At 68.6% G+C, this 11,967-nt stretch carries 15 protein-coding genes; 11 read left to right on the forward strand and 4 right to left on the reverse strand.

Going from position 1 to position 11,967, the window contains the following annotated elements:
- Positions 1–102, forward strand: a 102-nt coding sequence (locus QTI68_RS30445; RefSeq protein WP_286527146.1) for a neutral zinc metallopeptidase, incomplete at its 5' end; no start/stop codon positions are given.
- Between the two features lie 80 nt (positions 103–182).
- A complete protein-coding gene (locus tag QTI68_RS30450; RefSeq protein ID WP_286526938.1) occupies positions 183–1,652 on the forward strand; it encodes a DEAD/DEAH box helicase in 1,470 nt (489 codons plus the stop codon).
- A gap of 20 nt (positions 1,653–1,672) precedes the next feature.
- Here the strand turns inward: QTI68_RS30450 and QTI68_RS30455 are convergent, their stop codons facing one another.
- Positions 1,673–2,515 (reverse strand): symmetrical bis(5'-nucleosyl)-tetraphosphatase, encoded by an 843-nt coding sequence (locus QTI68_RS30455; protein WP_286526939.1) that lies wholly within the window; start codon positions 2,513–2,515, stop codon positions 1,673–1,675.
- A 23-nt stretch (positions 2,516–2,538) separates the two neighbouring features.
- On the opposite strand from QTI68_RS30455, the gene QTI68_RS30460 reads away from it, so the two are divergent.
- Both QTI68_RS30460 and QTI68_RS30465 read left to right on the forward strand, forming a co-directional pair.
- Entirely contained in the window at positions 2,539–3,852 is a 1,314-nt protein-coding gene (locus tag QTI68_RS30460) for a hemolysin family protein (protein WP_286526940.1), read from the forward strand.
- 58 nt (positions 3,853–3,910) lie between these two features.
- Positions 3,911–5,044, forward strand: a complete 1,134-nt coding sequence (locus tag QTI68_RS30465; protein ID WP_286526941.1) for a zinc-binding dehydrogenase — start codon at positions 3,911–3,913, stop codon at positions 5,042–5,044.
- Between the two features lie 30 nt (positions 5,045–5,074).
- Here the strand turns inward: QTI68_RS30465 and QTI68_RS30470 are convergent, their stop codons facing one another.
- The 3 genes from QTI68_RS30470 to flgA form a co-directional block, all read right to left on the reverse strand.
- Positions 5,075–5,527 carry a flagella synthesis protein FlgN gene (locus QTI68_RS30470; RefSeq protein ID WP_286526942.1) on the reverse strand — a complete coding sequence of 151 codons (453 nt, stop codon included), beginning with the start codon at positions 5,525–5,527 and terminating at the stop codon, positions 5,075–5,077.
- The gene (gene flgM / locus QTI68_RS30475; RefSeq protein ID WP_286526943.1) at positions 5,524–5,817 is read right to left on the reverse strand and encodes a flagellar biosynthesis anti-sigma factor FlgM; all 294 of its coding nucleotides are present in this window, start codon (positions 5,815–5,817) and stop codon (positions 5,524–5,526) included. Before flgM ends, QTI68_RS30470 begins: the two co-directional genes overlap by 4 nt.
- A gap of 123 nt (positions 5,818–5,940) precedes the next feature.
- A complete protein-coding gene (gene flgA / locus QTI68_RS30480) occupies positions 5,941–6,642 on the reverse strand; it encodes a flagellar basal body P-ring formation chaperone FlgA (RefSeq protein ID WP_286526944.1) in 702 nt (233 codons plus the stop codon).
- A gap of 214 nt (positions 6,643–6,856) precedes the next feature.
- Here flgA and flgB point away from each other — a divergent pair, with 214 nt between their 5' ends.
- Genes flgB through QTI68_RS30515 form a run of 7 tightly spaced genes read left to right on the forward strand, consistent with a single transcriptional unit; the run spans position 6,857 to position 11,967 of the window.
- On the forward strand, positions 6,857–7,264 hold the full coding sequence (gene flgB / locus QTI68_RS30485; RefSeq protein ID WP_286526945.1) for a flagellar basal body rod protein FlgB: 408 nt from the start codon (positions 6,857–6,859) through the stop codon (positions 7,262–7,264).
- A gap of 24 nt (positions 7,265–7,288) precedes the next feature.
- Entirely contained in the window at positions 7,289–7,705 is a 417-nt protein-coding gene (gene flgC / locus QTI68_RS30490) for a flagellar basal body rod protein FlgC (protein ID WP_286526946.1), read from the forward strand.
- 20 nt (positions 7,706–7,725) lie between these two features.
- Entirely contained in the window at positions 7,726–8,412 is a 687-nt protein-coding gene (locus QTI68_RS30495; protein WP_286526947.1) for a flagellar hook assembly protein FlgD, read from the forward strand.
- A gap of 47 nt (positions 8,413–8,459) precedes the next feature.
- Positions 8,460–9,686, forward strand: coding sequence for a flagellar hook protein FlgE (gene flgE, locus QTI68_RS30500; protein WP_286526949.1), 1,227 nt, complete (start codon positions 8,460–8,462; stop codon positions 9,684–9,686).
- Positions 9,687–9,732: 46 nt separating this feature from the next.
- Positions 9,733–10,476 carry a flagellar basal body rod protein FlgF gene (locus QTI68_RS30505; protein ID WP_286526950.1) on the forward strand — a complete coding sequence of 248 codons (744 nt, stop codon included), beginning with the start codon at positions 9,733–9,735 and terminating at the stop codon, positions 10,474–10,476.
- 28 nt (positions 10,477–10,504) lie between these two features.
- Positions 10,505–11,287, forward strand: coding sequence for a flagellar basal-body rod protein FlgG (gene flgG, locus QTI68_RS30510; RefSeq protein WP_286505120.1), 783 nt, complete (start codon positions 10,505–10,507; stop codon positions 11,285–11,287).
- Positions 11,284–11,967 (forward strand): flagellar basal body L-ring protein FlgH, encoded by a 684-nt coding sequence (locus tag QTI68_RS30515; RefSeq protein WP_286526951.1) that lies wholly within the window; start codon positions 11,284–11,286, stop codon positions 11,965–11,967. Before flgG ends, QTI68_RS30515 begins: the two co-directional genes overlap by 4 nt.

Consider the following 11,967-nt stretch of genomic DNA (forward strand, 5'->3'; position numbering starts at 1 on the left):
TTCACCCACGGCACCAGCGCCCAGCGGCAGCGCTGGTTCGGCGCCGGTTTCAAGTCGGGGAACATGCAGGATTGCGACACTTTCGCAGCCAAATCGCTCTAGGGCCTGTTCGGGGGCCTGAAACGGCCGGTCACCGCGCTGTCACTGCCGTTTTTCGCCAAAGTGCGACAATAGAAGGCTTAATGACAAGCTCCTTCTCCAATCTTTCCCTGGCCGAACCCCTCGCGCGTGCCGTCGCCGAAATGGGCTACGAGACCATGACGCCGATCCAGGAACAGGCCATTCCGGTGGTCCTGTCGGGTCAGGACGTGATGGGTGCGGCGCAGACCGGCACCGGCAAGACGGCGGCCTTTTCGCTCCCGTTGCTGCAGCGGATGCTCAAGCACGAGAACAGCTCGACCTCGCCGGCGCGCCATCCGGTGCGGGCGCTGGTGCTGCTGCCCACGCGCGAACTCGCCGACCAGGTGGCGCAGCAGGTCGCGCTCTATGCCAAGTACACCAACCTGCGCAGCGCGGTGGTTTTCGGCGGCATCGACATGAAGCCCCAGACGCTCGAGCTCAAGAAGGGCGTCGAGGTGCTGGTCGCCACGCCGGGCCGGCTGCTGGACCACATCGAGGCCAAGAACGCGGTGCTGAACCAGGTCGAGTACGTCGTGCTCGACGAAGCCGACCGGATGCTCGACATCGGCTTCCTGCCCGACCTGCAGCGGATCCTGTCGTACCTGCCCAAGCAGCGCACCACGCTGCTGTTCTCGGCCACCTTCTCGCCCGAGATCAAGCGGCTGGCCGGCAGCTATCTGCAGAATCCGGTCACGATCGAGGTGGCGCGGCCCAACGAGACCGCCTCCACCGTCGAGCAGCGCTTCTACAGCGTCAGCGACGACGACAAGCGCCGCGCGCTCAAGCAGATCATCCGCCAGCGTGGCCTCACGCAGGCCTTCGTCTTCGTCAACAGCAAGCTGGGCTGCGCCCGGCTGGCCCGTTCGCTCGAGCGCGAAGGTCTCAAGACCACCGCCCTGCACGGCGACAAGAGCCAGGACGAGCGCCTGAAGGCGCTGGCCGCCTTCAAGGCCGGCGAGGTCGACCTGCTGGTGGCGACCGACGTCGCCGCCCGCGGCCTGGACATCAAGGACGTGCCGGCGGTGTTCAACTTCGACATCCCGTTCAACGCCGAGGACTACGTGCACCGCATCGGCCGCACCGGCCGCGCCGGCGCCTCGGGCCTGGCCGTGAGCTTCGCCAGCGGCGGCAACGACGTCCGCCTGGTGGCCGACATCGAGAAGCTGATCAAGAAGAAGATCGAGCTCGAGCCGGTCGAATTCGAGGAAGACCGCCCGCGCGGCCGCATCAACGACGGCCGCCGCCATTGGCGCGAAGAGGGCGAGGCGGGCGATGCCCGCGACGTGCTTGACACCCTCGACCGGCCGCGCGAGCGCGCCGAAGGCCGCCCGGTGCGCAGCACCCGTCCGCACCGCGCGCCGTCGGCGCCGCGCGATCCGTTCTTCGAGCAGCCCTACGAGGCGCCGGTCGAGCGCGAGGGCGCGCCGGCCTGGGAGGCCGCCGCCAAGGCCGCGCCGTCGCGCGGCATCTCGGCCAACATCAAGACCAAGCGCAAGGTGCCAGCGCTTTTCAAGGCCGCCGAACCCAGCTGATCCAGCGGATGCCCGGCGGCTCAGCCGGGTTTCTGGGACTGCGGGCAATCGACCTGGATCAATTCGCGGTCCTGCAGCGTGGGCCCGATGCGCACCGCGCTGAGGCAGCCGCCCCAGACGCAGCCGGTGTCGATCGACAGCAGGTCGGGCCGTGACTTCCAGCCCAGAGTCGACCAGTGGCCGAAAGCCACCGTCGCGACCGCAGTGGCCCGGCCGGGCACGTCGAACCAGGGCATGAAGCCCGCCGGCGGCGCCGCCGCGCCGTCCTTGCTGTCGAACTCCATCACGCCTTCGGCGCTGCAGAAGCGCAGCCGCGTCAGCGCGTTGACGATCACCCGCAGCCGGGCGCTGCCCGAGAGGGTGTCGTTCCATTGGGCCGGCGCGTTGCCGTACATGGTCTGCAGGAAATCGCCCAGCGACGGCCCGCGCAGCACCGATTCGAGCTCGGCCGCCGCCGCCAGCGTGTCGGCGACGCTCCATTGCGGCAGCACGCCGGCATGCACCATCAGCAGGTCGCCGCCGCCGAGGCGCCGGTGCAGCGCCATCGGCTGGTGGCGCAGCCAGTCGAGCAGCGCGCCGCGGTCGGGCGCATCGAGCACGTCGCGCAGCGTGTCCTTGCGGCCCGCCTTGCGTGCACCGTGGGCCACCCCCAGCAGGTGCAGGTCGTGGTTGCCCAGCAGGCTTTGCGCGGCGGCGCCGTAGCCCTGCACCCGCCGCAGCACCGCGAGCGATGCCGGTCCGCGGTTGACCAGGTCACCGAGCATGACCAGCGTGTCGCGGCTGGGGGAGAAGGCGATGTCGTCCAGCAGGCGCCGCAGGGGGTCGTCGCAGCCCTGCACGTCACCGATCAAGTAAAGTGCCATGATCCCCATTCTCACCCGCCTTCATGGATGTTTTTCTCCTGGCCTTGCTGACCACGCTCAACGCGTTGTTCGCAATGTCCGAAATGGCCCTGTCCACCAGCCGCCGCGCCCGCCTCGCGGCACTGGCCGAGACCGGCGATGCGGGCGCCGCGGCGGCGCTCAAGCTGATGGAGGATCCGACGCAGTTCCTGTCCAGCGTGCAGATCGGCATCACCTCGATCGGCATGCTGAGCGGCATCGTGGGGGAGGCGGCCTTCGCGGAGCCGCTGTCGGGGCAGATGCAGGCCTGGGGCCTGGGCGCCGGCACGGCCAGCGTCGCGTCGACCGCGGTGGTGGTGACCTGCATCACCTTCTTCACTATCATCTTCGGCGAACTGGTGCCCAAGCGCATCGGCCAGCTCTACCCCGAGCCGGTGGCGCGCTTCGTGGCCCGGCCGATGCGCGGACTGGCCACCGGCGCCAAGCCCTTCGTGCTGTTGCTGTCGGGCGCCACCGCCGCCACGTTGAAGCTGCTTCGCATCGACTCGAACGCCGCCCGGGTGGTGACCGAGGAAGAGATCTCCGCCAGCCTCGAGGAGGGCGTCGACGCCGGCGTGATCGAGATGCACGAGCACCAGATGGTGCGCAACGTGTTCCACCTCGACGACCGGCGGCTGGCCTCGCTGATGATCCCGCGGGCCGACATCGAATGGCTGGATGCCTCCTGGAGCGTCGCCCAGAGCCTGCAGAAGGTGTCGGCCGCCGGGGCGCTGAACCTGGTCCATTCCTGGTATCCGGTGTGCCGCAACTCGCTCGACGACGTGGTCGGCGTGATCAGCGTGGCCCACCTGCTGCGGCTCGGCCCGGACCACGAGGGATCGATCGAGCAGGCGGCCCAGCCCGCCGTGTTCGTGCCCGAGACCCTGACCGGCATGGAACTGCTCGAACAGTTCCGCTCGCACGCCGGCCGGCTGGTGTTCGTGGTCGACGAATACGGCGTGGTGCAGGGGTTGATGACGCCGCGCGACCTGCTGGAGGCGATCACCGGCGAGCTGCAGGTGGCCACCCATGCTGAAGCCTGGGCCCGCGAGCGGCCCGACGGTGTCTGGGAACTCGACGGCCTGATGCCGGTGTCGGAGCTGCGCGCCCGCCTGGGCATCCGCGAGCTGCCCGAGGAGGATCGCGGGCGCTACAACACGGTCGCCGGGCTGCTGATGTTCGTCTCGGGCCAGCTGCCCGAGGTGGGCGAGCGCATCGACTGCGCCGGCTGGTGCTTCGAGGTGGCGGCGCTCGAGGGCAAGCGGATCGATCGCGTGCTGGCCTATCCAGACGCCGGCGCCGCCGACCTGGCGCCCTGAGAGCCTGGGCGCGCGCCGGCCGCGGCTCCTATACTGGCCGCCCAGCCCGGAGACCCCCATGACACTGCCCGCCACCACCCTGCAGATCCGCTCGCTCGTCAGCCGCGACGGCCAACTCACCCTGTCGCTGGCCGAGGAGGCGATCGCCCAGCCGGCCGCCCACGAAGTGATCGTCCGCGTCGAGGCCGCGCCGATGAATCCGTCGGACCTCGGCCTGCTGTTCGGGGCCGCCGACCTGCGCACCGCCAAGGCGTCGGGTACGGCGTCCCGGCCGGTCATCACCGCCGACATCCCCGAAGCCGCGCTGAAGAGCATGGCCGGTCGCCTGGACCAGTCGATGCAGGTCGGCAACGAAGGCGCCGGCGTGGTCGTCGCCGCGGGTGCCTCGCCCGAGGCCCAGGCCCTGCTGGGCAAGACCGTGGCGGCCCTCGGCGGCGCGATGTACACGCAGTACCGCACGATCGCCGCCGCTCAATGCATGCCGCTGGCCGAAGGCCAGACGCCGGCCGAGGGCGCGTCCGCCTTCGTCAACCCGCTGACCGCGCTCGGCATGGTCGAGACCATGCGGCGCGAGGGCCACAAGGCGCTGGTGCACACCGCCGCCGCGTCCAATCTGGGGCAGATGCTGAACCGGATCTGCCTGCAGGACGGCATCCCGCTCGTCAACATCGTGCGCAAGAAGGAGCAGGAAGACATCCTTCGCGGCCTCGGCGCGAAGTACGTCTGCAACGCCACCTCGCCGACTTTCATGCAGGACCTGACCGACGCGCTGGTCGCCACCGGCGCCACCCTGGCTTTCGACGCCATCGGCGGCGGCAAGCTGGCCGGGCAGATCCTGACTTGCATGGAAGCGGCGCTGAACAAGACCGCCACCGAATACAGCCGCTACGGCTCCAGCACCCACAAGCAGGTCTACATCTACGGCGGCCTCGACCGTGGGCCGACCGAGTTCACGCGCGGTTTCGGCATGACCTGGGGCATGGGGGGCTGGCTGCTGTTCCCGTTCCTGCAGAAGATCGGGCCCGAGGGCGCCGCGAAGCTCAAGGCGCGGGTGGCGGCCGAACTCAAGACCACCTTCGCCAGCCACTACACGGCGGAACTCTCGCTGGTCGAGGCGCTGGACCTGGCGCAGATCGCCGTCTATTCGCGCCACGCGACCGGCGAGAAGGCCCTGCTCAACCCCAACAAGTGAATCGGCGCCCGCAGGGGGCGCCGAAAGGCTTCAGCCGAGGGCGAGCCGGTTGCCGCCGCCGGCGGTCTTGCGCACGCCATCGGGGCCGTAGAACAGCTGCACGCTCGATTGCAGGAAATGCAGCGCGCGCTGGGTGAAGTCGAGGTGCGTGTGGACCATCGAGCCGTTGCGCATGTTGCGCGCCTTGGCGTCCTCGGCCAGTGCCAGCAGGGCGGTCCAGGCCTGGCGCGTGGCTTCGCCGGCGGCCGCCGCTGCGGCTTCGGCGCCGGCGGGGCCGGGTTCGAAGCCCAGTGCGACCTGCGCGGTTTCGCGCTGGCGGTCCAGCGTGGCCATCCGGTCCAGCAGGGCGATCTTCTCGTCGGTGATCGCGGTCAGCTCGCTGAAGCGGGCGTTGGCCATGGCCTGTTCTTCCTGGTCGAGCACGGCGAGGAATTCCTCGACGCAGGTCTTCTCGGCATGCAGGTAGAGCAACATCGTGTTCATGGCTTGGCTTCCGGATCGAGCAGGTCGCGCACGCTGGCCAGCAGGCCGTCGGCGATGCGGTCGGGGTGGATTTGATAGCGGCCGGCGCGGATGTCCTCGCGGATCGCCGCGACCCGGGCTGCGTCGAAGTCGCCGCCCGGCGTGCCGGGCAGGGTGCGGACCTGGCCCATGGGCTGGGCACCGTCCGTGGCGGGCGCCGCAGCGCCATCGACACCGCTCGCGGCGGCGGCTTGCGCCTTGGTCGGGCGGCTCTGGGGCGTGGCCGGGAGGCCGGATGGATCGATTTTCAAGATGGTTCCTCAAAGGGCTGACCCGTATATCGGCGGACGCAGCCAGAACTTTAGGTCGGAGTTTGCACAATTCGCGAGCGGGCGCGCAGATGGAAAACCATGGGGGGCGGCAGCCCGGTGGCCCTATTGGGCGAGCCGGATCTGGCCGTCCTCGGTCGCAACGCCGGTCAGCAGGCGGCCGTCGCGGGTCTTGGCCTGGACGGTGGCGCCGACCTCGGCCCGGGTCAGGGCCTTGCCCTCGGTGCTGATCGTGAATCCGGGGCCCTGGGCCACCAGTTGCACGGTCTGGCCCTGCTGGATCGCGACCACGCCGCGCATCGACTCCTTGCGCAGCGGCGCGCCGGCGGCGATCCGGTTGGTGGCCACCACGCCCTGCAGCGCCGAAGCCTCCGTGACCACCGAGCGCGGCAGGTCGCCGAGATCGCCGCTGCGCTCGGCGACGTCGGCCTCGCCCAGGGTCTGGCCGGCCTCGATCGCGCGCGCCGCGATGTAGTAGCGGCCCTCGATGGCCACCTGGGCCGGCACGAAGCGGGTCCAGGGCTTGTCACCGCGGCAGCGCAGGCCGATGGAGATCCGGCCGCGGGGCGTCGCTCCGTTGGGCAGGAAGGCCTCGTAGTCGTCGCAGGGCGGCAGTGCGGCGGTGGCCTTGGTGCTGAAGCTGAGCTTGCCGGGCAGTCCGTTGGATTGCCTCTGCAGCAGGCCTTCGATCGCGACCCGGGCCGCTTCCGGCAACTGCTGCGCCGCGGCGCCGGTGGCGACCGCCATGGCCACCAGGGCGGGGAGTGCGATGCGCAGCAAGCGGGTGCTGGAGGAGCGGTGTTGCATTGGGGAGGCCTCGGCAAGCGCGGGTGGAAGACAGGAAGGGGGACGGACACCGGCGCCAGGAGATTCTAGGAATCGAGCCCACACCGCGAAGTCGCGAAGTGCTGGCGAAAACCCCCTTTGTTCAGCCCATTGCGAACGCGATGCATGCATAGACTCGCTTTCCATCTGTCGCCATGCCGTCTTGTGCGGACGCGACGTCAACCGATGGAACCCCATGATCGACAAGCTCGATGCGGCGCTCGCCTTCAACCGCGAAGCCCTCAATCTCCGGGCCCAGCGCCAGGAAGTGCTGGCGGCCAATATCGCCCACGCCGACACGCCGAACTACAAGGCGCGTGACTTCGACTTCGCCAGCCGGCTGACGCAGGCGGTGGAGCAGGGCCGGCAGTCGCAGTCCTTCGCGCTCGCCACGACCTCGTCGCGCCACCTGGCCGGCGAGTCGAAATCGATGCCCGACCAGGACCTGCTCTACCGAGTGCCGAGCCAGTCGAGCATCGACGGCAACACGGTCGAGATGGATGCCGAGCGCATCAACTTCGCCGACAACGCGCTGCGCTACGAGTCGAACCTCACGGTGATCAACGCCAAGATCAAGTCGCTGTTGTCGGCCGTGCAGCAGTAAACGGCAGCCACAAGAAAGAACCACATGCCGCTTCCCAGCGCTTCCATGAACATCTTCAACGTGGCGGGTTCCGCCATGGCCGCGCAATCGCAGCGCATGAACGTGACCGCCAGCAACCTCGCCAACGCCGAGAGCGTGGCCGGCCCCGACGGCCAGCCCTACCGCGCCAAGCAGGTGGTGTTCGAGGTCGCGGGCTCGGGCCGGCAGGACATCGGCGGCGTCAAGGTCGCCGGCGTGATCGAGGACGCCTCGCCCGCCAAGATGGTCTTCGACCCCAAGAACCCGCATGCCAACGCCGACGGCTATGTCGCGATGCCGAACGTCAACGTGGTCGAGGAGATGACCAACATGATCTCGGCCTCGCGCAGCTACCAGGCCAATGTCGAGGTCCTCAACACCGCCAAGACGCTGATGGTCAAGACACTGACCATCGGCCAGTAACAACACAGCAGAAAGATCCCATGGCCATCACCGACACCTCCTCGATCTCCGGCGCCAACGCGGCCAGCGCAGCGGCCAGCACCGCCAGCGTTTCCAACTCCGACAGCGAACAGCGCTTCCTGAAGCTGCTGGTGACTCAGCTCAACAACCAGGACCCGCTCAATCCGATGGAGAACGCCGAGCTGACCTCGCAGCTGGCGCAGATGAGCACGGTGAGCGGCATCGAGAAGCTCAACAGCACGCTGTCGGGCCTGGTCAGCCAGACCGGCTCCAACCAGGTGCTGCAGGCGGCATCGCTGATTGGCTACAACGTGCTGTCGCCCGGCAACACGCTCGCGACCAAGGCTGCGGAAGAGGGCAAGGACCCGGCCGTCCAGGCGTTCGCGGTGCAGCTGCCGGGGACGGCTGCCGATGTCGAGATCAAGATCGTCGACGCTTCGGGCAAGACCGTGCGCACGATCGAGGCCGGCGGCATGACCGAAGGCGTCAACGCCGTCACCTGGGATGGCAAGGACGACGCCGGCAACGTGGTGCCCGCGGGCAGCTACAAGTTCACTGTGGCCGCCAGCAACGGCGGCACGGCCGTGGAAGCCACGGCACTGACCTTCGCGCAGGTCGCGGCGGTCAAGCAGGGTGCGACCGGCGTCACGCTCGAACTGGCATCGGGCCAGAGCATCGCGCTGTCCGACGTGCGCATGTTCCTCTGAGGCGCAGCGCGCTTCTTTTCTTCATTGCTTCGAAACAAGGATTCATCATGAGCTTTTCCCAGGGCGTCAGCGGGCTCGGCGTGGCCGCCGCGAACCTCGATGTGATCGGCAACAACATCGCCAACTCCGGCACCATCGGCTTCAAGTCGGCGGCCGCGACTTTCCAGGACATCTATGCCGGCTCGCGCATCGGGCTCGGCGCCTCGGTGTCGGGCGTGGTGCAGAACTTCACGCAGGGCGTGACCCAGAGCAGCAGCCGTCCGCTGGATGTCGCGATCCTGAGCGGCGACGGCTTCTTCCGCATGGCCAGCACCAGCGGCGAGATCATGTACACCCGCAACGGCCAGTTCACCAAGGACAAGGACGGCTACATCGTCAACGCCAACGGCCTGCGACTGACCGGCTACGGCGTCAATGCCAGCGGCGGCATCAACGGCGGCACGCCGTCGGCGATCCAGATCCCGACCCAGGCCATGACGCCGAACGCGACCTCCGGCGTCGACGCCGAGTTCAATCTCGACGCGCGCCTCAAGGTGCCGACCAAGACGCCGTTCAACCCGACCGATTCGGACACCTTCAACTATTCCAACGCCGCCGGTCCGATCTACGACTCGCTGGGCAACGCGCACGACCTGTCGGTCTACTTCGTGAAGACCGGTGCCAACGCATGGGACGTCTACGCCACGGCCGACGGCGTGCCGCTCAATGGCGGCGCCCCGGTCTCGGGTGCCACGCCCGGCATGACCTTCGACACCAACGGCAACCTCACGGCGCCCGTGGGCGGCGCGATCACCCTGCCGGCCATGAACTTCGCGAACGGGTCGTCGCCGGTCAACGTCAAGGTCGACCTCTCGGGCACCACGCAGTTCGGCACCGCCAACGGCATGAGCAAGCTGAGCCAGGACGGCTACGCCTCCGGCGTGCTGACCTCGTTCTCGGTCAACCCGGACGGCACGATCACCGGCAAGTTCTCCAACGAGCAGTCCAAGCTGCTGGGCCAGGTGGTGCTTTCTTCCTTCGCGAACCCGAACGGCCTCGAGCCCAAGGGCGACAACATGTACGCCGAGACCCAGGCCTCGGGCGCGGCCCTTACCAGCACGCCGGGCGAAGGCACCAAGCAGGGCTCGCTGGCCGCGGGTGCGCTGGAGTCCTCCAACGTCGACCTGACCGCCGAGCTGGTCAACCTGATCGTCGCGCAGCGCAACTATCAGGCCAACGCACAGACCGTGAAGACGCAGGACCAGGTCATGCAGACGCTGATGAACATCCGCTGACGCGGGGTTCCGAGCAGACGCAGCCCTTCAACACCAGGAGCACACAGTGGATCGAATGTTGTATGTCGCCATGAGCGGCGCCAAGCAGGCCATGGAGCAGCAGGCCTCGGTCGCCAACAACATGGCGAACGTCTCGACCCCGGGTTTCCGGGCGCAGATCAACACCTTCCGCGCGGTGCCGGTGGTGGGCGAGGAGGCGCCGACGCGGGCCTTCGTCACCGCGACCACGCCCGGCGCCGACTTCTCGCACGGGCCCCTGACCGAGACCGGCCGCGACCTCGACGTCGCGGTGCGCGGCGAAGGCTGGCTGGTGGTCCAGGCGCCGGGCGGCGGCGAGGCCTACACCCGCGTCGGCAACCTGCAGGTCGGTGCCGACGGCCAGGTGACGACGATGGGCGCGCGGCCGGTGGTCGGCGACGGCGGCGCGCTGGTGATCCCGCCCGGCTCGACGGTGACGATCGCCTCCGACGGAACGATCGCCGCGCGCGGCGCCGGGGATCCGAACGTCGGCGTGGCCAACGTCGGCAAGCTGAAGCTGGTCAATCCGGACACCCGCGACCTGGTGCGCGGCGAGGACGGCCTGTTTCGCATGCGCGACGGCGTGCGCCCGCCCGAGGCCGACGCCAACGTGGTGGTCGCCGCCGGCATGGTCGAAGGAAGCAACGTCAATCCGGTCGAGGCCATGGTGGCCATGATCGCCAACGGCCGCAGCTTCGAGATGCAGATGAAGTCGATCCAGACCGCCGACACCAACGCCCAGTCGGCCAACAAGCTGCTGGCCTACGGCTGAGCCGCAAACCCTTCGCAGGAGTAATTCAATGATTCGTTCCCTCTACGTGGCCAAGACCGGCCTCGAAGCCCAGCAGACGCAGCTCGACGTCGTGTCCAACAACCTGGCCAACGTCGGCACCACCGGCTTCAAGCGCAGCCGCGCCGTGTTCGAGGACCTGATGTACCAGAACCTGCGCCAGGTCGGCGGCCAGACCTCCGACCAGACCCGCCTGCCTTCGGGCCTGCAGGTCGGCACCGGCGTGCACGTGGTCGCGACCGAACGCATCCATGCCCAGGGCAACATGACGAAGACCGACAACCCGAAGGATGTCGCGATCAACGGCTCGGGCTTCTTCCAGGTGCTGATGCCCGACGGCACCACCTCCTACACCCGCGACGGTTCGTTCCAGACCGACCGCGATGGCCAGCTGGTGACCGCCAGCGGCTTCACGATCCAGCCGCCGATCACGATCCCGCAGAACGCCACCAGCATGACGGTCGGCCGCGACGGCATCGTCTCGGTGACCCAGGCCGGCAGCACGGCCACGGTGCAGGTCGGCCAGCTGCAGCTGGCCACCTTCCTGAATCCGGCCGGCCTCGAGAGCAAGGGCGAGAACCTCTACACCGAGACCGACTCGTCCGGCGCGCCGAACCTGCTGAACCCGGGCCTCGACGGCGCCGGCATCCTGAGCCAGGGCTACACCGAGGCCTCGAACGTCAACGTGGTCGAGGAGCTGGTCAACATGATCGCGACGCAGCGCGCCTACGAGATCAACAGCAAGGCGATCCAGAGCTCCGACCAGATGCTGCAAAGGCTGGCCCAGCTGTGATCTCGTTCACGCGTCTTCTTCTGGCGGGGCTCGGCATCGCGCTGACCACGGGCTGTGCGCTGGTGCCGCGCGAGCCGCTGGTGCACCAGCCGATGACGGCGCGCGCCGATTCGATGAGCCCGCTGCAGCCGCGCGTGCCCACCGGCGCGATCTGGCAGGACAGCGCGCGCGGCGTCGCGCTGTTCGAGGACCGCCGCCCGCGCAACGTCGGCGACATCCTGACCATCGTCATCAGCGAGAAGGTCAACGCCAGCAAGAACTCCGGCGCCAACGCCAGCCGCGACGGCAGCACCGCGACGGCCTTCGCGACCATTCCGAAGTTCCTCGGCGGTCTGCTCGACGGCCAGGCCGCCAAGCTCTCGGGCCAGAACGCGCTCACCGCCAAGGGTGGCGCCAACGCCGCCAACACCTTCAACGGCGTGATCACCGTCACGGTGGTGGACGTGCTGGGCAACGGCAATCTGCTGGTCAGCGGCGAGAAGCAGATGGGCATCAACCAGGGCACCGAGTTCATTCGCTTCTCGGGCGTGGTGAACCCCCGCACCGTGACCGGCAACAACACCGTGCTGTCGACCCAGGTCGCCGATGCGCGCATCGAGTACACGGCCAAGGGCTACATCGACGAGGCCCAGCAGATGGGCTGGATGCAGCGAATCTTCCTGAACGTGATGCCGTTCTAG

Origin of the sequence: Variovorax sp. J31P207, assembly GCF_030316965.1 — a bacterium.
GTDB lineage: Bacteria > Pseudomonadota > Gammaproteobacteria > Burkholderiales > Burkholderiaceae_C > Variovorax > Variovorax ginsengisoli_B.

What these genes read in the sequence shown, in the direction of transcription:
- QTI68_RS30450 (WP_286526938.1), top strand. Translation starts at nt 183, where the DNA reads ATGACAAGCTCCTTCTCCAATCTTTCCCTGGCCGAACCCCTCGCGCGT.
- QTI68_RS30455 (WP_286526939.1), bottom strand. Translation starts at nt 2,515, where the DNA reads ATGGCACTTTACTTGATCGGTGACGTGCAGGGCTGCGACGACCCCCTG.
- QTI68_RS30460 (WP_286526940.1), top strand. Translation starts at nt 2,539, where the DNA reads ATGGATGTTTTTCTCCTGGCCTTGCTGACCACGCTCAACGCGTTGTTC.
- QTI68_RS30465 (WP_286526941.1), top strand. Translation starts at nt 3,911, where the DNA reads ATGACACTGCCCGCCACCACCCTGCAGATCCGCTCGCTCGTCAGCCGC.
- QTI68_RS30470 (WP_286526942.1), bottom strand. Translation starts at nt 5,527, where the DNA reads ATGAACACGATGTTGCTCTACCTGCATGCCGAGAAGACCTGCGTCGAG.
- flgA (WP_286526944.1), bottom strand. Translation starts at nt 6,642, where the DNA reads ATGCAACACCGCTCCTCCAGCACCCGCTTGCTGCGCATCGCACTCCCC.
- flgB (WP_286526945.1), top strand. Translation starts at nt 6,857, where the DNA reads ATGATCGACAAGCTCGATGCGGCGCTCGCCTTCAACCGCGAAGCCCTC.
- flgC (WP_286526946.1), top strand. Translation starts at nt 7,289, where the DNA reads ATGCCGCTTCCCAGCGCTTCCATGAACATCTTCAACGTGGCGGGTTCC.
- QTI68_RS30495 (WP_286526947.1), top strand. Translation starts at nt 7,726, where the DNA reads ATGGCCATCACCGACACCTCCTCGATCTCCGGCGCCAACGCGGCCAGC.
- flgE (WP_286526949.1), top strand. Translation starts at nt 8,460, where the DNA reads ATGAGCTTTTCCCAGGGCGTCAGCGGGCTCGGCGTGGCCGCCGCGAAC.
- flgG (WP_286505120.1), top strand. Translation starts at nt 10,505, where the DNA reads ATGATTCGTTCCCTCTACGTGGCCAAGACCGGCCTCGAAGCCCAGCAG.